Annotated in this window: 19 protein-coding genes and 3 tRNA genes; 10 read left to right on the top strand and 12 right to left on the bottom strand. The window is 66.5% G+C overall.

What is annotated here, in order from left to right; translation table 11 throughout:
• Positions 1 to 3: 3 nt before the first annotated feature.
• Positions 4 to 768: an SDR family oxidoreductase gene (locus AB6807_RS04170; protein WP_371083608.1), complete on the bottom strand. Its 765-nt coding sequence runs from the start codon at positions 766 to 768 to the stop codon at positions 4 to 6.
• Positions 769 to 822: 54 nt separating this feature from the next.
• Positions 823 to 3,123 carry a ribonuclease R gene (gene rnr, locus AB6807_RS04165; protein ID WP_371083607.1) on the bottom strand — a complete coding sequence of 767 codons (2,301 nt, stop codon included), beginning with the start codon at positions 3,121 to 3,123 and terminating at the stop codon, positions 823 to 825.
• A gap of 81 nt (positions 3,124 to 3,204) precedes the next feature.
• Between rnr and AB6807_RS04160 the strand changes: the two genes are divergently transcribed.
• Positions 3,205 to 3,289, top strand: a tRNA-Leu gene (locus AB6807_RS04160).
• A 230-nt stretch (positions 3,290 to 3,519) separates the two neighbouring features.
• Positions 3,520 to 3,604: transfer RNA gene (locus tag AB6807_RS04155), tRNA-Leu, on the top strand.
• 81 nt (positions 3,605 to 3,685) lie between these two features.
• Here the strand turns inward: AB6807_RS04155 and rimO are convergent.
• The 6 genes from rimO to AB6807_RS04125 all read right to left on the bottom strand — a co-directional run bounded on the left by rimO (position 3,686) and on the right by AB6807_RS04125 (position 9,740).
• Complete coding sequence (rimO, locus tag AB6807_RS04150; protein ID WP_371083606.1) at positions 3,686 to 5,092, bottom strand: 30S ribosomal protein S12 methylthiotransferase RimO; 1,407 nt, start codon at positions 5,090 to 5,092, stop codon at positions 3,686 to 3,688.
• Positions 5,093 to 5,191: 99 nt separating this feature from the next.
• Positions 5,192 to 5,752: a polyhydroxyalkanoate synthesis repressor PhaR gene (gene phaR, locus AB6807_RS04145; protein WP_116908905.1), complete on the bottom strand. Its 561-nt coding sequence runs from the start codon at positions 5,750 to 5,752 to the stop codon at positions 5,192 to 5,194.
• Between the two features lie 71 nt (positions 5,753 to 5,823).
• Complete coding sequence (locus AB6807_RS04140; protein ID WP_371083605.1) at positions 5,824 to 6,207, bottom strand: hypothetical protein; 384 nt, start codon at positions 6,205 to 6,207, stop codon at positions 5,824 to 5,826.
• A gap of 155 nt (positions 6,208 to 6,362) precedes the next feature.
• Positions 6,363 to 6,439, bottom strand: a tRNA-Val gene (locus AB6807_RS04135).
• A 48-nt stretch (positions 6,440 to 6,487) separates the two neighbouring features.
• Positions 6,488 to 8,677: a bifunctional (p)ppGpp synthetase/guanosine-3',5'-bis(diphosphate) 3'-pyrophosphohydrolase gene (locus AB6807_RS04130; RefSeq protein WP_371084146.1), complete on the bottom strand. Its 2,190-nt coding sequence runs from the start codon at positions 8,675 to 8,677 to the stop codon at positions 6,488 to 6,490.
• Between the two features lie 58 nt (positions 8,678 to 8,735).
• On the bottom strand, positions 8,736 to 9,740 hold the full coding sequence (locus AB6807_RS04125; protein ID WP_371083604.1) for an alpha/beta fold hydrolase: 1,005 nt from the start codon (positions 9,738 to 9,740) through the stop codon (positions 8,736 to 8,738).
• Between the two features lie 26 nt (positions 9,741 to 9,766).
• On the opposite strand from AB6807_RS04125, the gene AB6807_RS04120 reads away from it, so the two are divergent.
• A complete protein-coding gene (locus AB6807_RS04120) occupies positions 9,767 to 10,537 on the top strand; it encodes a 3-hydroxybutyrate dehydrogenase (RefSeq protein WP_371083603.1) in 771 nt (256 codons plus the stop codon).
• A gap of 54 nt (positions 10,538 to 10,591) precedes the next feature.
• Here AB6807_RS04120 and AB6807_RS04115 read toward each other — a convergent pair whose 3' ends face one another.
• Positions 10,592 to 11,296, bottom strand: coding sequence for an SIMPL domain-containing protein (locus AB6807_RS04115; protein ID WP_371083602.1), 705 nt, complete (start codon positions 11,294 to 11,296; stop codon positions 10,592 to 10,594).
• Between the two features lie 93 nt (positions 11,297 to 11,389).
• Positions 11,390 to 11,803: a hypothetical protein gene (locus tag AB6807_RS04110; protein ID WP_286512249.1), complete on the bottom strand. Its 414-nt coding sequence runs from the start codon at positions 11,801 to 11,803 to the stop codon at positions 11,390 to 11,392.
• Between the two features lie 152 nt (positions 11,804 to 11,955).
• Here AB6807_RS04110 and ompR point away from each other — a divergent pair, with 152 nt between their 5' ends.
• On the top strand, positions 11,956 to 12,687 hold the full coding sequence (ompR, locus tag AB6807_RS04105; protein ID WP_007837017.1) for a two-component system response regulator OmpR: 732 nt from the start codon (positions 11,956 to 11,958) through the stop codon (positions 12,685 to 12,687).
• Positions 12,688 to 12,761: 74 nt separating this feature from the next.
• The gene (locus tag AB6807_RS04100; protein WP_116909101.1) at positions 12,762 to 14,183 is read left to right on the top strand and encodes a sensor histidine kinase; all 1,422 of its coding nucleotides are present in this window, start codon (positions 12,762 to 12,764) and stop codon (positions 14,181 to 14,183) included.
• A gap of 13 nt (positions 14,184 to 14,196) precedes the next feature.
• Here the strand turns inward: AB6807_RS04100 and ispF are convergent, their stop codons facing one another.
• A complete protein-coding gene (ispF, locus tag AB6807_RS04095) occupies positions 14,197 to 14,685 on the bottom strand; it encodes a 2-C-methyl-D-erythritol 2,4-cyclodiphosphate synthase (protein ID WP_371083601.1) in 489 nt (162 codons plus the stop codon).
• On the bottom strand, positions 14,682 to 15,404 hold the full coding sequence (gene ispD / locus AB6807_RS04090) for a 2-C-methyl-D-erythritol 4-phosphate cytidylyltransferase (protein ID WP_371083600.1): 723 nt from the start codon (positions 15,402 to 15,404) through the stop codon (positions 14,682 to 14,684). The genes ispF and ispD overlap by 4 nt, the downstream gene beginning before the upstream one ends.
• Before the next feature lie 117 nt (positions 15,405 to 15,521).
• Between ispD and mfd the strand changes: the two genes are divergently transcribed.
• The 5 genes from mfd to AB6807_RS04065 are packed head-to-tail and all read left to right on the top strand — an operon-like array spanning position 15,522 to position 21,513.
• The gene (gene mfd, locus AB6807_RS04085; protein WP_371083599.1) at positions 15,522 to 19,010 is read left to right on the top strand and encodes a transcription-repair coupling factor; all 3,489 of its coding nucleotides are present in this window, start codon (positions 15,522 to 15,524) and stop codon (positions 19,008 to 19,010) included.
• A gap of 52 nt (positions 19,011 to 19,062) precedes the next feature.
• Positions 19,063 to 19,323: a hypothetical protein gene (locus tag AB6807_RS04080; RefSeq protein ID WP_116908896.1), complete on the top strand. Its 261-nt coding sequence runs from the start codon at positions 19,063 to 19,065 to the stop codon at positions 19,321 to 19,323.
• Entirely contained in the window at positions 19,323 to 19,718 is a 396-nt protein-coding gene (locus AB6807_RS04075; RefSeq protein ID WP_371083598.1) for a type II toxin-antitoxin system VapC family toxin, read from the top strand. The genes AB6807_RS04080 and AB6807_RS04075 overlap by 1 nt, the downstream gene beginning before the upstream one ends.
• Positions 19,718 to 20,440: a phosphoserine phosphatase SerB gene (gene serB, locus AB6807_RS04070; protein ID WP_371083597.1), complete on the top strand. Its 723-nt coding sequence runs from the start codon at positions 19,718 to 19,720 to the stop codon at positions 20,438 to 20,440. The genes AB6807_RS04075 and serB overlap by 1 nt, the downstream gene beginning before the upstream one ends.
• Positions 20,437 to 21,513, top strand: a complete 1,077-nt coding sequence (locus tag AB6807_RS04065; RefSeq protein WP_371083596.1) for an Ldh family oxidoreductase — start codon at positions 20,437 to 20,439, stop codon at positions 21,511 to 21,513. Before serB ends, AB6807_RS04065 begins: the two co-directional genes overlap by 4 nt.
• The last annotated feature ends 11 nt before the right edge of the window (positions 21,514 to 21,524 follow it).

Below are 21,524 nucleotides of genomic sequence, written 5' to 3'. Positions count from 1 at the left end.
CGCCTAGCCGCGGCCGACGAAGGGCATCTTCGTCGCCATGATCGTGTGGAACAGCACGTTGGCTTCCAACGGCAGGTTCGCCATGTAGAGCACCGACTGGCCCACGATCTTCACGTCGATCAGCGGCTCGATGGCGAGTTCGCCGTTGGCCTGCGGCACGCCCTTGGCCATGCGCGACGCCAGCTCGGTCATGGCGTTGCCCACGTCCACCTGACCCACGGCGATGTCGTACTTGCGCCCGTCGAGCGACGCGGTCTTGGTCAGGCCTTCGACCGCGTGCTTGGTGGACGTGTAGGCGGCCGAGTTGGGCCGCGGCGCGGTGGCCGAGATGGAGCCGTTGTTGATGATGCGCCCACCCATCGGGGTCTGCGCCTTCATCGCGCGGAACGCCTGCTGGATGCAGAAGAACATGCCCGTCAGGTTGATGTCGACCACGCCCTGCCATTGCTCGGGCGTCCAGTCCTCGAACGGGCCCGGCGGGTTGCCCACGCCGGCGTTGTTGAACAGCAGGTCGACGCGCCCGAAGCGCTCGACAGTGGCGGCGAACAGGGCCTGCACCGACTCGGCCTTGGCCACGTCGGTGGGCACAGCGAAGGCACGCGCGCCCGCGCCCGATTCCTCGGCCACCTGCTCCAGCGGCTCCAGGCGACGCCCGGCCAGCACCACGCTCCAGCCGTCGCCCAGCAACGCCAGCGCCGCGGCGCGGCCGATGCCGGAGCCCGCTCCGGTGACGATGGCGATGCGGCCCTTGTTGTCTTCAACGCTCATGCTCTGTGTCTCTTTCTCTTTTTTCAGGTTGTCGATGTGTCATGCGGCAAGGCTTCAGCGGCGCGGCTTGCGCCCCTTCATCTTGTTGGCGGCCTTCTTGACCGCCGACTTGAAGGCCTGCATGGCCGACTGCGGGCCCACTGCGGCCGAGCCGCCATGGTCCGAGCGCTCCACGCGATCGCCGCGGTCACTGCGGTCGCCGCGCGGCTCCGCGCCGCCGGCCTCGCCCTTGTGGCGCGAGCCGCGCTTGGCCGACGCCTTCACCGGCACGCCGGATGACGTGGCGCCCTTGTCCTTCATGGCGCGCGAGGTCAGGTCCTCGCCTTCGCGCACGAGGCGGAAGTCAATCTTGCGGCCGTCCAGGTCGACGCGGCTCACCTGCACCCGCACGCGCGTGCCGATGGCGTAGCGGATGCCGGTGCGCTCGCCGCGCAGTTCCTGGCGCATCTCGTCGTACTTGAAGTACTCGCCGCCGAGCTCGGTGATGTGCACCAGCCCTTCGACATACATCGCGTCGAGCGTGACGAAGATGCCGAAGGTGGTGGCCGCGGTGACCACGCCGCCGTACTCCTCGCCGAGGTGCTCGCGCATGTACTTGCACTTGAGCCAGGCTTCGACGTCGCGGCTGGCTTCGTCGGCGCGGCGCTCGTTGGCGCTGCAGTGCAGGCCGGCGGCCTCCCATGCCAGCACTTCCTTGCTGGGCGCGATGGTGGCTTTCTGCGGCTTGTTGGTCGGCGCCTTCACGCGCGACGCGAGCCGCTTGGCCAGCTTGGCATGCGCCTCGCCGGGGGTGGGCAGCATCGGCAGCTGGTAGCGCGTCTTCGTGAGAATCGCCTTGATCACGCGGTGCACCAGCAAGTCGGGATAACGCCGGATCGGGCTCGTGAAGTGCGTGTAGGCCTCGTACGCCAGCCCGAAGTGGCCGCTGTTGAACGGCGTGTAGATCGCCTGCTGCATGGAGCGCAGCAGCATGGTGTGGATCTGCTGCGCGTCGGGGCGGTCCTTGGTGGCCGTTGCAATCGCCTGGAACTCGCCCGGCTTGGGGTCGTCGGTGATGCTCAGGCCGACGCCCATGGCCTTGAGGTAGCCGCGCAGGATTTCCTTCTTCTCCGCCGTCGGGCCTTCGTGCACGCGGAACAGGCCCGGGTGCTTGCCTTCGGCGATGAAGTCGGCGCTGCAGACGTTGGCCGCCAGCATGGCTTCTTCGATGAGGCGGTGCGCCTCGTTGCGCGTGCGCGGCACGATCTTCTCGATGCGCCCGGCGTCGTCGCAGATGATCTGCGTCTCGGTGGTCTCGAAGTCGACCGCGCCACGCTTGCCGCGCTGCTTGAGCAGCGCCTTGTAGACGTCGGCGAGGTTCAGCAGGTCCTTCACGCGGTCCTTGCGCTTGGCCGCTTCGGGGCCGCGCGTGTTGCCGAGGATGGCCGCCACTTCGGTGTACGTGAAGCGCGCGTGGCTGAACATCACGGCCGGGTAGAACTGGTAGGCGTAGATCTCGCCGTCGGCCGCGACCAGCATGTCGCACACCATGCACAGGCGTTCGACCTCCGGGTTCAGCGAGCACAGGCCGTTCGACAGCTTCTCCGGCAGCATCGGAATGACGCGACGCGGAAAGTAGACGCTGGTGGCACGGTCGTAGGCGTCGATGTCGATCGGCGAACCGGTCTTCACATAGGCGCTCACGTCGGCGATGGCCACCAACAGGCGCCAGCCCTTGCCGCGGCCCACTTTCGCGGGCTCGCAGTACACGGCGTCGTCGAAGTCGCGCGCGTCTTCACCGTCGATGGTGACGAGGGGAATGTCGGTGAGGTCGACACGGCCTTTCTTGTCGGCGGGGCGAACCTTCTCGGGCAGCGCCTTGGCTTCGGCCAGGCACTCCGCGGAAAACTCATGCGGCACGCCGTACTTGCGCACGGCGATTTCGATTTCCATGCCGGGGTCGTCAATTTCGCCCAGCACTTCCTTCACGCGACCCACGGGTTGGCCGAACAACGCCGGCGGCTCCGTGAGCTGCACGACGACGACCTGTCCCACCTTCGCGGGACCGGTCGCACCCTTGGGAATCAGGACGTCTTGACCGTAGCGCTTGTCTTCGGGCGCGACAAGCCAGATGCCGCCTTCGTGCAGCAGGCGGCCGATGATCGGTTGCTCGGGGCGCTCGACGATTTCCACGACGCGCCCCTCGGGGCGGCCGCGGCGGTCTTGCCGCACGACGCGCGCCTTGACGCGGTCCTTGTGCAGCACGGCCCGCATCTCGTTCGGGGGCAGATAGATGTCTGCTTCGCCGTCGTCGCGCTGTACGAAACCGTGGCCATCGCGATGACCTTGAACGGTTCCTTCGAATTCATCCAGCAAGCCGCTGGAAGTGACATTATTTTTGATATGATCTCCTTCTTTCCTGAAATTCAAAACATAACTGCTTCGGCAGTTCTGTGGGCCCAGATGGCGGAATTGGTAGACGCACTAGTTTCAGGTACTAGCGAGTAACATCGTGGAGGTTCGAGTCCTCTTCTGGGCACCAAGTTTAAACAGACCTTTACCAGGTCATTCGATTGAAGCCACCGGTCTCCGGTGGCTTTTTTCATGCCCGCTCGATTCATCATCGAATGGACAATGCAGCCAAGTTGCAACACGCCACACACAAACAAGTGCACGCGGGCGAACTCAACAGCGAATTTGCCGCAAAAAGTTTGATATGATTGCAGTCTTTGCTGAGAAGCAAAAAAACATGAAAGCTTCGGCTGACATGAAGCCCAGATGGCGGAATTGGTAGACGCACTAGTTTCAGGTACTAGCGAGTAACATCGTGGAGGTTCGAGTCCTCTTCTGGGCACCAAATTCAAGCTGACCCCCGCCAGGTCATCCAAAGAAAGCCACCGGTCTCCGGTGGCTTTTTTCTTGTCCGTTCGAATGCGCATCAAACGGGCAGTGCGATCAGGTCGTGGCCCTCGGCGCCCACGATGCGCGCACGAGTGAATTCACCAACCTTCAACGTCTTGCTGATCTTCTCGGGCGGCAGCAGGCGAACCGTGCCGTCGATTTCCGGAGCGTCTGCGTAGGTGCGCCCCACTCCGCCCTTGCGACCCATGCCCGGCGCCGAATCGACCAGCACCTGCATCGTGGCACCCACGCGCTTTTGCAGCTTGGCGATCGACACGGCCTCGGCCACTTCCATGAAGCGTGCACGGCGCGCTTCGCGTTCGGCCTCGGGCAGCATGCCCGGAATGTCGTTGGCGGTGGCGCCCTGGACCGGGCTGTAGGCAAAGCAACCGGCGCGATCGATCTCGGCTTCGCGAATGAAGTCGAGCAGATGCTCGAATTCCTGCTCCGTCTCGCCGGGGAAGCCGGCGATGAAGGTGCTTCGAATCACGAGCTCCGGGCACACCTCGCGCCAGCGCGCCAGCCGCTCCAGGTTTTTTTCACCGCTGGCCGGGCGCTTCATGCGCTTGAGCACATCGGGATGGCTGTGCTGCAGCGGCACGTCGAGGTAAGGCAACACGAGGCCGCTCGCCATCAACGGAATGATTTCGTCGACGCTCGGGTACGGGTACACGTAGTGCAGGCGAACCCAGGCGCCATACGGCTCGGCGATTTCGCCCAGCGTACGCACGAGTTCGAGCATGCGGGTCTTGACAGGCTTGCCGTCCCAGAAGCCGGTGCGGTACTTCACGTCGACACCATAGGCCGAGGTGTCCTGGCTGATCACAAGCAACTCCCTGACGCCGCCTTCGAACAAGGCCTTGGCCTCGCTCAGCACATCGCCGACCGGCCGCGACACGAGGTCGCCGCGCATCGAAGGAATGATGCAGAAGGTGCAGCGGTGATTGCAGCCCTCGCTGATCTTCAGGTACGCGTAGTGGCGCGGCGTGAGTTTCAAGCCGGCAACGCCGAAAGTGTTCGGCACCAGGTCGATGAAAGGGTCGTGCGGCTTGGGCAGGTTAGCGTGCACCGCATCCATCACCTCTTGCGTGGCGTGAGGGCCGGTCACGGCCAGCACGCTCGGATGCATCTGGCGCACCAGGTTACCACCCTGGTCGCCGGTCTTGGCACCCAGGCAGCCCGTGACGATCACGCGGCCGTTTTCGGCGAGCGCTTCGCCGATGGTGTCCAGGCTCTCCCTGACCGCATCGTCGATGAAGCCGCAGGTGTTGACGATCACCAGATCGGCACCTTCGAAAGTCTTGGCAGTTTGATAACCCTCGGCACTCAGCTGGGTCAGGATCAATTCGGAATCGGTCAGGGCCTTGGGGCAGCCCAGGCTCACGAATCCGACCTTGGGGGCGGTCGGCGTGGCTGTACGTTCGGGGGAGGCAACTTCGCTCATATGCCTCTATTGTCCCAGCTATCTGCGACAGCCGGGAAACCATTGGACAACCTCCCCTCCGGGTTGCCGTGCACTCGCTTTCGAAGCGCCGAGCGGCGCTCAGGGACGCTTGATGCCAAAGGCCCCCAGTACCTGTTCGGTGTTTTTCTGCATCTGTTCCTGCATCTGGAGAAAAACGTTCTTCGATTGCTCGACGTAGTTGCCCATCAGCCCCTGCAGCATCGGTGACTGCATGCTCATGAAGCGCGACCACATCTCGGGCGTCAGGCCCTCGGCCTTGTCGGCCAGCTGCGCCTGCACCTCGGTCATGGCCTGGATGTTCTTCTCGAGGTAAGGGCCCATGTAGCCCTGCATCGCCTGGCCGTAGAAACGAATGATGTGCGAAAGCACCTGCTCGGTGAACATCGGCGCGCCGCCCGCCTCTTCTTCGAGAATGATCTGAAGCAGGATGCTGCGCGTGAGGTCGTCGCCGGTCTTGGCGTCGCGCACCACGAACTGCGCGTTCTGGATGACAAGTTGCTTCACCTCGGCCAAGGTGATGTACGTGGATGTCTCGGTGTCGTAGAGCCTTCGGTTGGGGTACTTCTTGATCACACGCTGTACCGGCTTGACCCCGGACTTCTTGCTCTGCACTGCGGACTCCTTCACATGGACGCCCATGTCATCGGATGATTCTAGGGAGCGGTTTTGCTGCGCCGCGACAAGGTTTACCCTGACCGCGAGTTTTGCGTTCAGTCCGGAGATGTCGCGTACTCCGCGCCGCACGAATGGCAGGAGCCCGTTTCGGGCCGCTCATCGACCGCATCGCGAAAATGAAGGGGCGTCTTTTGCCCGTAGACCACCCAGCAACGCGGGCAATGCTCTTGCCCGATGGTGGGAAGGTAGGCGCGGGCGCGCTGTTCGGCACGCTCTTCGGTCAACGGTACGCCCTGCCGCTGGGCACGCGCCACTTCGCGCGCCGCCATGGTTTCGGTGCGACCGCCGGCATGGTCGTTGATGCCGTAGACGGCACGCGCAAACTCGAGGGGAGCCTGCTTCAACAATGCGGCAAGGCGCTTGTCGGCATGAGCCCGATCAACCAACGTTGATCGCGTATTCATCAGATCGCTTGTCAAGAAAATTGGAAATGGTTTGCAGTGAGATCAAGGTAGCACAATAAGATGTACCATGGTCTTTTGCTGCATCACCACTGAGGACGATATGGACACCGGGGAACCCGGTGTCTGCTCTGTTCAACTGATCCGGTGGTTGGCCGGGACTGAACAGAAATTGGTAGGCGCGATTGGACTCGAACCAACGACCCCCACCATGTCAAGGTGGTGCTCTAACCAGCTGAGCTACGCGCCTAAGGATGTGTCCGAGAAGCACTTATTGTAGCAGTAGAAATCGCACTTTTTAGCGGCGACGTGCAGATCGCACACCAATTACTGAAATCACTATTCCAAGCACCTGCGTGAGCCGCGCGGCGTCCGCGATTTCAACAGTGAACGTCATCCATGCCGTGCCCTTGATCGACTGCGTCTGCACGCCGATCACGTTCATCTTCTCGCGTGCGAACACATCGGAGATATCGCGCAGAAGACCCTGGCGATCGGCCGCTTCCACGGACACGTCCACCGCATACACCGGTGCGTCCGCGCCCTTCTTCGGCACGCCCCATTCCACCTCGATCACGCGTTCGCTGTTCTTCGACGCCATCGTGCGAAAGTTGCTGCAGTCGCCGCGGTGAACGCTGACGCCATGCCCGCGCGTGACAAAGCCGCGAATCGCGTCCGGCGGCGCGGGCTTGCAGCACTTGGCGAGTTGCGTCATCAATGAAGACACGCCCACCACCAGCACACCGCCCTTGCCCGACTTCTCGCTGCCGCGCGCCTTCTTGATAAGCACGCCATCGTCAGGACCGGGCGCGGGCTCCGGCGGACGCAGCAGCGTCTCGATGTTGCGCAGCGAGAACTCGTCCTTGCCCACCACTTCGAACAAGTTGTCCGCCGACTTGAAGCCCAGCTGCGAAGCGAGGTCTTCCAATCGCACAGACGTCTTCCCCTCGCGCTGCAACAGCTTCTCGACGGCCTCACGTCCGCGCGCCACCGTCTCGTGCGTGATCTGCGCGTTGAACCATGCGCGCACCTTCGCGCGCGCACGGTGGCTGGCCAGATAACCGAGCTCTGCATTGAGCCAATCGCGCGACGGGCCACCTTCCTTCGCGGCAATGATCTCGACCGTCTGCCCGTTCGACAGCGGCGTGTTCAGCGGCACCATCGCGCCATCGACACGCGCGCCGCGGCAACGATGGCCCAGCGTGGTGTGCACGGTGTACGCAAAGTCGACCGGCGTCGCGCCTTGCGGCAGCTCGACGATCGCCGCGTCCGGCGTCAGCACATAGATGCGGTCATCGAACAGGCCCTGCCCTTGCAGGCCGCCCGACAGATCGCGCTCCCACGCCAGCAGCTGGCGCAGCACCGCGATCTTCGCGTCGTACTCACCGCTGGCCCACACACCGGCGTAACCCTTGTGGCCCGCTTCCTTGTAGGCCCAGTGCGCCGCCACGCCATGCTCGGCGTGGTCGTGCATTTCGTCGGTGCGGATCTGGATCTCTATCGGCTTGCCCGCCTTGCCGTCGACCAGCTCGCGCACCACGGTGTGCAGCGACTGGTAGCCGTTGGGCTTCGGCCTCGCGATGTAGTCGTCGAACTCTTCGTCGATCGGCTGGAAATGCGAATGCACCCACGCCAGCGCCGCATAGCAGTCCTTGACGTCGCTCACCACCACGCGCAGCGCAAGAATGTCGAAGACCTGCGCGAAGTCGAGCGACTTGCCGCGCATCTTCTTCACGATGCTGTAGATGTTCTTGGGGCGCCCCTGCACGGTGGCCTTGACGCCCTCCTGCTGCAGTTCGCGCTCCAGCTGCGAACGCAGCTGCTCGATGTGCCCTTCGCGCTCGATGCGCTTCTCGTCGAGCAGCCGAGCAATCAGCTTGTAGGTCTCGGGTTCGAGAAAGCGGAACGAAAGATCCTCGATCTCCCATTTCACCTGCCAGATACCAAGGCGGTTGGCCAGCGGCGCGAACACCTGCAGCGACTCGCGCGCCACGCTCTCGGGCGCCGGCTGCTTGCTCGCGGCCGCGTGCCGCAGCGTCTGCAGGCGCGAGGCCAGGCGCAGCATCACCACACGCAGGTCGCGCGAAAACGCCAGCAGCATCTTGCGCACGTTCTCGGTCTGCGCGCCCGCACCTTCTATCTGATGGCCCTGCGCGGCCGAGCGCGCCTGCTCCTGCACGCGCACCAGCTTGGTCGTCTCGACCGCGAGCGCCGCGAAGTTGTCGCCGAACACCTTGGCGATCACCTCCTGCGGACGGTTCAGGTGCTGGCAGGCATACACCAGGTAGCTCGCGGCCTGCATGGCTTCGGAGCCGCCCATCTTGGCGACGATGGCGGCCACCGCGTCGGCGTGCGCCAGCGTGTTCTCGCCGGTGTCCAGCGTTTCATCGGCAATCAGCGGCTCGGCGAACGCACGGGCGCGCGCCAGCATGTTTTCCATCACCGGCGTGCGATCGGCCGTGGCCGCGGACAACGGGTAGTCGACCATGCTCGCGTCGGACAGGGGTGCCGTCTGGAGGCTCGATGAATCGCGCTTCACTCTTCACTCAATCGAACAGGAAGTCGGTCACTGCGGCAATCTGCGCAGGATCGACGAAGGTGGGGGCATGGCCCACGCCATCGAACTCGACGAGCGCGGCATGCGGACCGCGCTGCGTCATGGCCAGGGCCGTGTCGCGCGACAGCAGATCGGACACCGCGCCGCGCGTGACGAGCGTGCGCGCCTCGATGGCGTCGTACAGGCTCCACATGATCGCGCCGCCCTGCGCCGCCGCCTCGGGCGTGATGGCGCGCAGCGCCACGCCGATGGCGGGGTCGTAGTGCAGCAGCCAAGCACCGTCAGCGACATCCGCTTGATTGCCAGTGCCTTCGACCTTGGCCGCCCCATCGGCGCTGCGCTGCGACGCCGGCACCACCATGTGCTGCGACAGCGCCAGCCATTGCGCCGGCGTGTGCGGGCCGAAGGTGGTCGACAGCGACCACATCGCATCGGCCGCCGCCTGCACGCTCGCGTACTGGCCGCTCTTGCCCACGTAGGCGCCGATGCGCTGCACCGCGGCCGGCTCGATGGTCGGGCCCACGTCGTTGGCGACAAAGCGGCGAATGGGCCGCGCCAGCGGCAATTCCTTGTGGCCCGCCAGCACGAAGCCGATGAGCCCGCCCATGCTGGTGCCGACGTAGTCGAGCGTGTCGATCGGCTGCTCGCGGTGCACTTGCGCTATCAACGCCACCATGTCGGCCGCGTACACCGGCACCTGGTAGAAGGCCGGGTCGCGCAGCCAGTCGCTGCGCCCGCGGCCCACCACGTCGGGGCAGACCACGCGCACGTCGCCGCCCGCGCGCGCGACGATGGCCTGGGCCAGCGCGTCGAAGTCGCGACCCTGCCGGGTCAGGCCGTGCACGCAGACCACGACCCGGGCGCTGCCGGCGTCGCCCCATTGCCAATAGGCCATGCGATGGCCACCCTGGGCGTCGTCGCACGCCACGTAATGAAGCGTCGGTTCGGTCATGAAAAACGGGGCGTTCTGGTGCGGATAATGGGTTCGTCGCATCCTAATTCATCCGGAGATTGATCTACATGCTCAAAGGCAAAACCGCGCTTGTCACGGGGTCCACCAGCGGCATTGGCCTCGCCATCGCCAAGTCGCTCGCCCAGCAGGGCGCGCACATCGTGCTCAACGGCTTCGGCGACGCCGAAACACCCAGGTCCCAGGTCGAAGCGCTCGGCGTGCGCGCCGAATACCACGGCGCCGACATGAGCAAGCCCGACCAGATCGAGGACATGATGAAGTTCGCGGCGGCCAAGTTTGGCCGCGTCGACATCCTTGTGAACAACGCCGGCATCCAGCATGTCGCCAAGGTCGAAGACTTTCCCACCGAACGTTGGGACGCCATCATCGCAATCAACCTCACCAGCGCGTTTCATACGACGCGCCTGGCGATTCCCGCGATGCGCGAGGCCAACTGGGGCCGGGTGATCAACATCGCGTCGGCGCACGGGCTCGTGGCGTCGGCGCAGAAGTCGGCCTACGTGGCGGCCAAGCACGGCATCGTCGGGCTGACCAAGTCGGTGGCACTCGAAACCGCGACCACCGGCGTCACCGCCAACGCCATCTGCCCCGGGTGGGTGCTGACCCCGCTGGTGCAAAAGCAGATCGACGACCGCGCCGCGCGCGACGGCATCTCGGCCGCGCAGGCGCAGAACGAACTGCTGGGCGAAAAGCAGCCTTCGCTGCAGTTCACCACCGTCGAGCAACTGGGCGGCCTGGCCGTGTTCCTGTGCTCGCCGGCGGCCGACCAGGTCCGCGGCGTGGCGTGGGCCATGGACGGCGGCTGGACTGCCCAGTAAGGGTTAGCCCAGCGGTAGGCAGCAGCGTGCGCCGCTGCTGCCTTCAACTTCTCTCTACTTGAGCTGCACCGAGCCCGACACGCTCACCACCACGCTGGTCTTGCCGGCTTCCACCGGCACCGCCGCATCGGCCGAGAACGACTTGGCCTGCATGGCCATCATGCGCGGACGGATCGGGCCGTTGTCGCTCGCATTCACCGACACCTCGCGCAGCGTGTAGCCGCCGAAGCCGAAGCCCTTGGCGAGTTCGTTGGCCTTCTGCTTGAAGTTTTCGATGGCGATGTTCTGCGCCTCGGTCTCGGTCTTGGCGCGTTGTTCGCGGCTCAGGCCGAAACCCACTTTGGCCACGGTGAGCGTGTTGATGCGCCCGGCCACCTGGGTGATGCGTGGAAAGTCGCGCCCTTCGAGCACCAGCTCGCTCGAGCCCTGCCAGCCGTTGATCTTGCCGTCCTTGCTGTAGCGCGGCGACAGGCTGAAGTTGCCCGTGTGCACATCGAGCTGGCCCGGCTGCGCGCTCTTCTTCGCTTCGGCCAGCGCGGCATCGAGCGCGGCCTTCAGCTGCGTCTGCACGGTGGCGGCATCGGTCGCGTCGCGCGTGGTCGACAGCGTCATGCTCAGCAGGTCCTGCTGGACCTCGACCGTGCCGGCAGCGGTGAGCTGCAGCACGTTCTGCGGTACGGGCACGACGGCGTTCTGGGCCATTGCGGTACCGGCGACGGCCAAGGCGGCGCAGGCCGCGAGCAATTGGATTTTCTTCAAGCGAATACTCCCTGGATTGGTATGAAAAGACAGGCCCGCGGCAGCAGGCCGACCGGCGCATTCGCAGTGTTTTCACACCGAATGCGCGCGACTTCAGCGGCGCTGGCTGCGCGGCGCGGTGAGCGGGTTGGCCACGCTCGAAGGCACGGGCGTCGGCATGAGGCGCTCGGCGGGTTGCGATTCTGCAGAATGGCCGAGAGCCCCCGCCGAAGTCGGGGTCGGGGCCAGGCTTCCCGCGGAAGGCGGGGTCCATTGGCCGCGCACCTGCTGGCGCAATTCGAACAGCTCGGCCGCGGTGAGCCGGCGCCCCGCGGCGGCCTCTTCGCGCTGCACTTCTTCGCGTTGCGCGGCGCGGTGGGCCGCCACCGCATCCCGGACTTCGTTGCGGCGCACTTCGCCCACCCTGAGGAAATCGCCGGACACCGCCTGCGACGGGCCGCAGGCGAAAACGAGAAGAAATGGCAGTGCGGAAAAAGTGGGTCTCATTGAGCAGAAGTCGTAAGGCAAGGGGAACTTTGCCACCTCTGCGCTAACGTCGGATGACCAGACCGCGAGCGTCCGCAAGTTTTGTAACTTAGTGTCAAACCATAAGTAAATCCGGCTCTGCGAAGGCACAACGCCTTCAGAATCGGCGCTGTTACAAATTCATCGTTGTAGAAATGACTCAAGTTCCCGCTCGCACCGACAAGATCGTGATCGTCGACGACGACGCCCGCATCCGCGACCTGCTGCGCCGCTATCTGACGCAGGAAGGATTCGAAGTGATCGTGGCCGAGGACGGCAAGGCGCTCAACCGCATCCTGTTGCGCGACACGGTCGACCTGATCGTGCTCGACCTGATGATGCCCGGCGAAGACGGCCTCTCGGTCTGCCGCCGCCTGCGCGCCGCCAACGACCGCACCCCGATCATCATGCTCACCGCCAAGGGCGAGGACGTCGACCGCATCGTCGGCCTCGAGGTCGGTGCCGACGACTACCTGGGCAAGCCTTTCAACCCCCGCGAACTGCTGGCCCGCGTGCACGCCGTGCTGCGCCGCCGTCCGCCGCTCGAGGCGCCCGGCGCCCCCTCCACGGAGAACGAGACCGTCACCTTCGGTCCGTTCGCCTTCGATCTCGGCTCGCGCACCCTGAAGAAGGATGGCGAAGAACTCTCGCTGACCACCGGCGAGTTCGCGATGCTGAAGGCGCTGGTGCGCCATCCGCGTCAACCGCTGTCGCGCGAAAAGCTGGCCCAGCTGGCGCGCGGGCGCGAGTTCGAGCCCTTCGACCGCAGCCTGGACGTGCAGATCTCGCGCCTGCGCAAGCTGGTCGAGTCCGACGCCGCGGCGCCGCGCTATATCCAGACCGTCTGGGGCGTGGGCTACGTGTTCGTGCCGGACGGCACGGCCTGACGACCCGCTGAAAGGTGGCCATCGGCCAATCCGCCAGACCCGGCTCCGCGCAGGAGGACGGTGCGCAGGTCACGATGCCCAGCCCGCTCGAGGCGAGCGCGCAACGTGACCGCCGCCCCGGCCTGAAGCTCGGCTTCAGCCTTTTCTGGCGCACCTTCTTCCTGCTGGCGCTGCTGCTCATCGGCTGCACGGTCGCCTGGCTGCAGACCTTCCGCTCGCTCGAGTACGAGCCGCGCGCCATCCAGACCGCCCACCAGATCGCCTCGCTCGTGAACCTCACGCGCGCGGCGCTGGTGTATTCGGACGCCATCACGCGGGTGTCGCTGATCAAGACGCTGGCCGACCAGGAAGGCGTGCGCATCCTGCCGCGCGAACCGAACGACCGCTTCGAGCCCTACACCAGCGGCGCGCTCGACCTGCGCGTGACCGACGAGCTCATCGAGCAGCTCGGCGAAGGCACCACCGTGGCCAGCCGCGTGAACGACGAAGCCGGCCTGTGGATCGGCTTCACCATCGAGAGCGACACCTACTGGCTGCTGCTGGACCCCACTCGGTTCAGCCGGCTGGGCGGGCGCACCTGGCTGGTGTGGCTGAGCATGGCCATGGCGCTGTCGCTGGCCGGCGCGGCACTGATCACGCGGCTCATCAACCTGCCGCTCAAGCAGCTGTCGCGCGCGACCATGCAGGTGCGCGAGGGTGAATACGAAGCGCACCGGCTCGACGAGCGCGCCCGCACCAACGAGATTCGCGCGGTAAACATCGGCTTCAACCGCATGGCCGACCAGCTCGCCAAGATCGAGCAGGACCGCGCCATCATGCTGGCCGGCATCTCGCACGACCTGCGCACGCCGCTGGCGCGCCTGCGGCTGGAAACCGAGATGAGCGTGGCCGACGAAGACGCGCGCGACCACATGGCGGCCGACATTGCGCAGCTCGACGCGATCATCGACAAGTTCCTGGACTACGCGCGGCCCGACCACGTGGACCCGCGCCCGGTGCTGCTGCGCGACGTGGTCGATGCCTGCACCTACGCCGTGCAGGACTACGAAGAGATGAACATCAAGGTCGAGGTGCCACCCGACCTGCGCGTGATGGGCGACGAGGTCGAGCTCACGCGCGTCATCAGCAACCTGGTGGAGAACGCGCGGCGCTACGGCAAGACGCCCGCCACCGGCGTGGCCGACGTCACGATCCAGGCGCAGGCCAACAACGACGCGGTGCTCATCAAGGTGCGCGACCATGGCGCGGGCGTGGAGCCCGCCCTGCTCTCGCAGCTGACCAAGCCCTTCTTCCGCGGCGACGCGGCGCGCACTTCGGCCGCGGGCGCGGGCCTCGGGCTGTCGATCGTGGCGAAGAACATCGAGCGCATGGGCGGCACCTTCGCGCTCACCAGCACGCCGGGGCGCGGGCTGGCGGCGCATATACGGATGCCGCGCGCCATGGCGGCGGGCAAGCCGGGCGAGCCTCAAGCGGGCAGAAAGCCGCCGCTGGGCTGATTCAAGCTAGTTTTCAGCGGTGCAGCAGCACGGCCGCGCGCGCTTCCATCGCGCGGCCCTCGCCCACCGGCCCGAGCTTCTCGGCCGTCTTGGCCTTCACGTTCACCTGTTCCAGCGCCACGCCCAGCGTGTCGGCGATGCGCTGGCACATCAGCGGAATGTGCGGCGCCAGTTTGGGCGCCTGCGCGATCACGGTGCTGTCGACGTTGCCGATTTCCCAGCCCGCCGCACGCACCCGGCGCGCCGCCTCGGCCAGCAGCACCGACGAATCGGCACCGCGAAACTGCGGGTCGGTGTCCGGAAAGTGGCGCCCGATGTCGCCCAGCCCGGCCCCGCCCAGCAGCGCGTCGGTGATGGCGTGCAGCAGCACGTCGGCGTCCGAATGCCCCAGCAGGCCGGTGGTGTGCGGCACCTCGACGCCGCCCAGGATCAGCTTGCGCCCGGCCACCAGCTGGTGAACGTCCCAGCCCTCGCCCACGCGGATGTTGAAAGCGGCCGTCATGCCATGTCCTTCTTGCGGGCGAGCAGCACGGCTTCCGCCAAAGCGAAGTCTTCGGGGAAAGTGACCTTGAAGTTCTGCGCGCTGCCCGGCACCAGCAGTGGCAAGAGGCCGATGGCCTCGATGGCGCTGGCCTCGTCGGTCACGGCGTCGCCGGTGCGCTCCAGCGCGTCGAGCAGCATGCCGATGCGGAACATCTGCGGCGTCTGCGCCAGCCATTTGTCGGCGCGCGACAGCGTCTGCGACACCCGGCTCTCGGCGGTCGACACCTTCAGCGTGTCGGCCAGGCGCTGCGCCAGCAGGCCGCCGACGGCGTCGTGCTCGCAGGCGGCGATCAGCGCCTCGACCTGGCTCGACGTGACCAGGCAACGCGCCGCGTCGTGCACCAGCACCCAGTCGTGCGCCCCGGCGCCCTTCTGGCGCAGCGCCACCAGGCCGTTGCGTACCGTCGCCGCGCGGCTCACGCCGCCCACGCGCAGCAGGTACTCGTTCTCGGCCGGAAAGCGTGGCAGCGCGGCGTCCACCTCGCGGTCGTCCGGCGACACCACCAGCGCCAGCCCGGCGAAGCGCCCGGCCAGCGCGCGAAAGGCGTCCAGCGTGTGGGCCACCATCGGCGCGCCGGCAATGCGCCTGTACTGCTTGGGCGCGGTGGACTGCGCATGGCCCGCGCGGTGGCCGGAGCCGGCGCACGGGATCAGCACGAAAAGTCGGGAAGAGGACATGGGGGCCCGGCGTCGGCAATGGCCGACAAGCGAATAAAGGGCCGCCATTCTAGAATTGCCCGCTTCGCACACCCCTCGCCAGCCGGCGCGGGGTGTTGTGCATTTTTTAAGCGTTCCATGGACCTCCCCCACCTCACGGCGGGCAAGCGTTTCACGCTGCCGCGTCCCCCCCTGTCGGCCGATGCACTGCTGCTGGCGCAGCTGGCCATGCGCGAAAAAGCCGCGGGGCGCGCCACGGCGATGTTCACGGCCGACGCCAACGATGCCCAGCGCCTCATCGACGAAATCGCGTTCTTCGCGCCCGACCTGCGCTGCGCCCTGTTCCCCGACTGGGAAACGCTGCCCTACGACAGCTTCTCGCCGCACCAGGACCTGATCAGCGAGCGCTTGGCCACCCTCTGGCGCATCAGCCAGAAAGAGGCCGACGTGGTGCTGGTGCCCGCCACCACCGCGCTCTACCGGCTCGCGCCGCCCGCCTTCCTGGCCGGCTACACCTTCCACTTCAAGGCCAAGCAGAAGCTGGAAGAGTCCAAGCTCAAGGCCCAGCTCACGCTGGCCGGCTACAGCCACGTGACGCAGGTGGTGAGCCCGGGCGAATACGCGGTGCGTGGCGGCCTGATCGACCTGTTCCCCATGGGCTCGCTGGTGCCGTTTCGCGTCGACCTGTTCGACGACGAGATCGACTCCATTCGCACCTTCGACCCCGACACCCAGCGCAGCCTGTATCCCGTGCCCGAGGTGCGCCTGCTGCCCGGGCGCGAGTTCCCGATGGACGACGACGCGCGCGGGCGTTTTCGCAGCCGCTGGCGCGAGCTGCTCGAGGGCGACCCGACCAAGAGCCGCATCTACAAGGACATGGGCAACGGCGTGGCCACCGCCGGCATCGAGTACTACCTGCCGCTGTTCTTCGACGAGACGGCCACGGTGTTCGACTACCTGGGCGTCGACGCCACCGTGGTGCTGCACGGCGACCTCGAACCCGCGTTCCAGCACTTCTGGCAGGACACCAACGAGCGCTACCGGCTGGTGCAGGGCGACCCCGAGCGTCCCGCCCTGCCGCCCGAGGCGCTGTTCCTGAGCGCCGAGCAGTTCTACCAGCGCGCCAAGCCCCATGCGCAGCTCGCCATTCGCGGCGACGCGCCCACCGAGGCGCCCTACGCCGAGTTCGACAAGCTGCCTCCCTTCGCCGTGGTGCGCGGCGCCGAAGACCCGCTGGTCGGCCTGAAGGCCCACATCAAGTCCACGCCGCACCGCGTGCTGCTGATTGCCGAAAGCGACGGCCGCCGCGAGAGCCTGCTCGACTTCCTGCGCGCCAGCGGCGTGAGCCCGCCGGCCTTCGACTCGCTGGCCGAATTCGAAGCCTCCGCCGACGAGAAGATCGGCATCGCCACCGCCGCGCTGGCCTCGGGCTTCGCATGGCGCGAACAGGGCATCGACCTGGTCACCGAAACCGAGCTGTTCGCCACCGCGCCCACCACGCGCCGGCGCAACAAGAAGCAGGAGCAGGTCAGCGACGTCGAAGCGCTCATCAAGGACCTGTCGGAGCTCAACGTGGGAGACCCGGTGGTGCACAGCGCGCACGGCATCGGCCGCTACCGCGGCCTGATCCACATGGACCTGGGCCAGGGCGTGGACGCCGAAGGCAAGCCGCTGCTGCAGGAAATGCTGCACCTGGAGTACGCCGACAAGGCCACGCTCTACGTGCCCGTGAGCCAGCTGCACCAGATCAGCCGCTACACCGGCGTGAGCGCCGACGAGGCCCCGCTGCACAAGCTGGGCTCCGGCCAATGGGAAAAGGCCAAGCGCAAGGCCGCCGAACAGGTGCGCGACTCGGCCGCCGAGCTGCTCAACATCTACGCCCGCCGTGCCGCGCGCGAAGGCCATGCCTTTCGCTATTCGCCGGCCGACTACGAGGTGTTCAGCAACGACTTCGGCTTCCAGGAAACGGCCGACCAGAAGGCCGCGATCCATGCCGTGGTGCAGGACATGATCTCGCCCCAGCCCATGGACCGCCTCGTGTGCGGCGACGTGGGCTTCGGCAAGACCGAAGTGGCACTGCGCGCCGCGTTCATCGCCGTCACCGGCGGCAAGCAGGTCGCGTTCCTCGCGCCGACCACGCTGCTGGCCGAACAGCACTACCAGACCCTGGTCGACCGCTTCGCCAAGTGGCCGGTGAAGGTGGCCGAGATGAGCCGCTTTCGCTCGGCCAAGGAAATCACCGCCGCCGCCAAGGGCCTGGCCGAGGGCCAGGTCGACATCGTGGTGGGCACGCACAAGCTGCTGTCGCAGTCGGTCAAGTTCAAGAACCTGGGCCTGCTCATCATCGACGAGGAGCACCGCTTCGGCGTGCGCCACAAGGAGGCGATGAAGGCCATGCGGGCCGAGGTCGACGTGCTCACGCTCACCGCCACGCCCATTCCGCGCACGCTGGGCATGGCGCTCGAAGGCCTGCGCGACCTGAGCGTGATCGCCACCGCGCCGCAGCGGCGCCTGGCCATCAAGACCTTCGTGCGCAACGAGGGCACCGGCGTGATCCGCGAGGCCGTGCTGCGCGAACTGAAGCGCGGCGGGCAGGTGTACTTCCTGCACAACGAGGTCGAGACCATCGAGAACCGCCGCCAGAAGCTCGAAGAGATCCTGCCCGAGGCCCGCATCGCCGTGGCCCACGGCCAGATGCCCGAGCGCGAGCTGGAGCGCGTGATGCGCGACTTCGTGGCGCAGCGCTACAACCTGCTGCTGTGTTCGACCATCATCGAGACCGGCATCGACGTGCCCACGGCCAACACCATCGTCATGAGCCGCGCCGACAAGTTCGGCCTGGCGCAGCTGCACCAGCTGCGCGGGCGCGTCGGGCGCTCGCACCACCAGGCGTATGCGTACCTGATGGTGCCGGACACCGAGGGCCTGACCAAGCACGCGGCGCAACGGCTGGACGCCATCCAGCAGATGGAAGAACTGGGCTCCGGCTTCTACCTGGCCATGCACGACCTGGAGATCCGCGGCACCGGCGAGGTGCTGGGCGAGAACCAGAGCGGCAACATGATGGAAATCGGCTTCCAGCTCTACAACGAGATGCTCAGCGAGGCCGTGCGCGCGCTCAAGGCCGGGCAGGAGCCCGACCTGCTGTCGCCGCTGTCGGTCACCACCGAAATCAACCTGCACGCCCCCGCCTTGCTGCCCGACGACTACTGCGGCGACGTGCACCTGCGCCTGTCGTTCTACAAGAAGCTGGCCACCGCGAAGACGCCCGACCAGATCGACACGCTGCTCGAGGAAATCGTCGACCGCTTCGGCAAGCTGCCGCCGCAGGCGCAGACGCTCATCGACACGCACCGCCTGCGCGTGCTCGCACGGCCGTACGGCGTGGTGAAGGTCGATGCCGCGCCCGGCATCATCAACATCACCTTCAAGAAGGACCCGCCGGTCGACTCGATGGCCATCATCCAGCTGATCCAGAAGAACAAGCACATCAAGCTCGCCGGCAACGAGAAGCTGCGCATCGAGCGCGAGCTGAAGGAGCCGAAGGAGCGCGCGCAGATGGTGCGCGATGTGCTGCGCAGCCTGGGGCAGCCGCTGGTCAAGGAAAGCACTGCCGCCGCCATATAAGTGCGCGGCACTTATATAATTTCGGGTGTAATTTTCGCCAAGGAGAACCCCAATGTCGCAAGTCACCATCTATCTCGAGGACGACACGCTGGACGCGGCCAAGGGCGCCGCCGCCCGCGCCGGGCTGTCGCTGAGCCGCTGGTTCGCGCAGTTCGCCGAGGCTGAAAAACGGCAGCTTGGCAGCGATCGTTCCGCGTTCTGGGCCGAAATCGACCGGCTGCGGGCCGAGGGCGGCGACGATGGGCTGGACTTCTTGCTGGGTCCCGACCGCCACAGCGACCTGGGCGTCGACGCGCCGCGCGAAACGCTCTGATGTTCTTGCTTGACACCAATGCGTTGATCTACGCGTTCAAGGGTCAAGGACGCTATCGGGAGCGCATCGATGCCACCGATCCGGCACGGCTGCACGTCAGCAACATCAGCCTGTTCGAAATCGAGTTCGGCCTGGCGCGCTCCAGCAATCCTGCGCCGATGCGCCTCTTCATCGATGATGCGCGCCGGCGCCATGTCTGGCTGCCGCTGGACCCCACGAGCGCCATTCGCGCCGGGCAACTGGGCCAGGCACTTTCTGAAACCGGGACGCCCATAGGCCCCTACGATCTGCTGATCGCCGGCACGGCGCTGGCCCTCAACCTGATCGTCGTTACTCGCAACACCCGGGAATTCACACGAGTGCCCGGCCTGCGTGTCGAAAACTGGTACGACTGATGACCACTCTTTCACCCTCCGCGGAGCTCGGCTCCGGCCTCGTCCTCCAGCGCGTCACCCCGCCGCTGAAGCTCGCCGACTTCAAGCTGATCGCGTTCGACATGGACTCGACGCTCATCAACATCGAGTGCATCGACGAAATCGCCGACGCCGTCGGCAAGAAGGCCGAGGTGGCCGCCATCACCGAGGCCACGATGCGCGGCGAGATCAAGGACTTCAAGGAAAGCCTGCGCCGCCGCGTGGCGCTGCTGCAGGGCGTGCCCGTGGCCGCGCTGCAGCAGGTGTATGACGAGCGCCTGAAGCTCAACCCCGGCGCGGCCGAACTGGTCGCGGCCTGCAAGAAGGCCGGGCTGAAAGTGCTGCTGGTCTCGGGCGGCTTCACCTTCTTCGCGAATCGCGTGAAGGACCGCCTGGGCATCGACTTCGCGCGCTCCAACCTGCTGGACGAAGCCGACGGCAAGCTCACCGGCCAGGTCGTCACGCAGAGCTGGGGCGACATCTGCGACGGCGCCGAAAAGCGCCGCACGCTGCTCGAAGTGGCCTCGCTCATGGGCATCTCCGCGCAGGAAACCATCGCCGTGGGCGACGGCGCGAACGACCTGCCGATGATGGGCGAGGCCGGCCTGTCGGTGGCGTACCACGCCAAGCCGAAGGTGCGCGAGCAGGCCATGGTGGCCATCAACGAAGGCGGGCTCGACCGCGTGCTGGAGATTTTGAAATGACCGATACCCCGGCAGACACGCCCCTCTACCGCGCCGACGCGCTGCGCGACTACGCCAGCGCCCTGCTGCAAAAGGCCGGCCTCGCCGCGTCGATGGCCGACAGCGTCGCGCGCACCCTGGTCGAGGGCGACCTGCTGGGCCACGACACGCACGGCCTCGCGCTGCTGGCGGGCTACGTGAAGGAAATCGAGTCGGGCGGCATGGCGCGCGACGGCGCGCCCGAGGTGCTGTCGGACCGCCCCGCCGCCGTGCTGTGGGACGGCAAGCGCCTGCCCGGCCCGTGGCTCATGGACCAGGGCATGGACCTGCTGGTGCCGCGCGCCCGCGAACTGGGCACGGCGTCGCTGGTCATCCGGCGCAGCCACCACATCGCCTGCCTCGCGGTCTACATGCTGCGCGCGCTGCAGGAAGACATGCTGATGCTGCTGGCCTGCTCCGACCCCAACGCGGCCAGCGTCGCGCCCTTCGGCGGCACGCAGGCGGTGTTCACGCCCAACCCGCTGGCCATGGGTTTCCCGCTGTCGCAGGGCGGCGTGATGGTCGACATCTCGGCCTCCATCACCACCAACGGCATGAGCAACCGCAAGCGCGCGGCCGGCGAAACCTTCGCCGAAGAATGGCTTATCGACGCCACCGGCAAGCCCAGCAACAACCCGCAGGTGCTGTTCGACCAGCCGCCCGGCACGCTGCTGCCCGTGGGCGGCCTGAGCCACGGCCACAAGGGCTACGGCATGGCGCTGCTCGTGGAAACGCTCACGGCCGGCCTCGCGGGCCATGGCCGCGCGGACCCGCCCGAGGGCTGGGGCGCGACGGTGCACATCACGCTGCACGACCTGAACGCCTTCGGCGGCAAGGCCGCCTTCCTGCGCCAGATGGACCACGTGGCCGCGCAATGCCGCGGCAATGCGCCCATCGACCCGGCAAGGCCGGTGCGGCTGCCGGGTGAAGGCGGGTTGAAACGTCGGGATGCGCAATCTGCGAACGGGGTGCGGCTGCACCCGTCGATCGCGCGCTCGCTGCAGGATGCGGAGCAGCGGCACGGGCTGGCGCTGGCCCGTGCGCTCTTGAGCTGAAGGCTCAGTCG

This window comes from Variovorax sp. RCC_210 (genome assembly GCF_041355175.1).
GTDB lineage: Bacteria > Pseudomonadota > Gammaproteobacteria > Burkholderiales > Burkholderiaceae_C > Variovorax.
Note: the sequence above shows the minus strand (reverse complement) of the source record. Positions and strands in the feature narration are given on the sequence as shown.

What these genes read in the sequence shown, in the direction of transcription:
- AB6807_RS04170 (WP_371083608.1), bottom strand. Translation starts at nt 768, where the DNA reads ATGAGCGTTGAAGACAACAAGGGCCGCATCGCCATCGTCACCGGAGCG.
- rimO (WP_371083606.1), bottom strand. Translation starts at nt 5,092, where the DNA reads ATGAGCGAAGTTGCCTCCCCCGAACGTACAGCCACGCCGACCGCCCCC.
- phaR (WP_116908905.1), bottom strand. Translation starts at nt 5,752, where the DNA reads ATGGGCGTCCATGTGAAGGAGTCCGCAGTGCAGAGCAAGAAGTCCGGG.
- AB6807_RS04130 (WP_371084146.1), bottom strand. Translation starts at nt 8,677, where the DNA reads ATGGTCGACTACCCGTTGTCCGCGGCCACGGCCGATCGCACGCCGGTG.
- AB6807_RS04125 (WP_371083604.1), bottom strand. Translation starts at nt 9,740, where the DNA reads ATGCGACGAACCCATTATCCGCACCAGAACGCCCCGTTTTTCATGACC.
- AB6807_RS04120 (WP_371083603.1), top strand. Translation starts at nt 9,767, where the DNA reads ATGCTCAAAGGCAAAACCGCGCTTGTCACGGGGTCCACCAGCGGCATT.
- ompR (WP_007837017.1), top strand. Translation starts at nt 11,956, where the DNA reads ATGACTCAAGTTCCCGCTCGCACCGACAAGATCGTGATCGTCGACGAC.
- AB6807_RS04100 (WP_116909101.1), top strand. Translation starts at nt 12,762, where the DNA reads ATGCCCAGCCCGCTCGAGGCGAGCGCGCAACGTGACCGCCGCCCCGGC.
- ispF (WP_371083601.1), bottom strand. Translation starts at nt 14,685, where the DNA reads ATGACGGCCGCTTTCAACATCCGCGTGGGCGAGGGCTGGGACGTTCAC.
- ispD (WP_371083600.1), bottom strand. Translation starts at nt 15,404, where the DNA reads ATGTCCTCTTCCCGACTTTTCGTGCTGATCCCGTGCGCCGGCTCCGGC.
- mfd (WP_371083599.1), top strand. Translation starts at nt 15,522, where the DNA reads ATGGACCTCCCCCACCTCACGGCGGGCAAGCGTTTCACGCTGCCGCGT.
- AB6807_RS04080 (WP_116908896.1), top strand. Translation starts at nt 19,063, where the DNA reads ATGTCGCAAGTCACCATCTATCTCGAGGACGACACGCTGGACGCGGCC.
- AB6807_RS04075 (WP_371083598.1), top strand. Translation starts at nt 19,323, where the DNA reads ATGTTCTTGCTTGACACCAATGCGTTGATCTACGCGTTCAAGGGTCAA.
- serB (WP_371083597.1), top strand. Translation starts at nt 19,718, where the DNA reads ATGACCACTCTTTCACCCTCCGCGGAGCTCGGCTCCGGCCTCGTCCTC.
- AB6807_RS04065 (WP_371083596.1), top strand. Translation starts at nt 20,437, where the DNA reads ATGACCGATACCCCGGCAGACACGCCCCTCTACCGCGCCGACGCGCTG.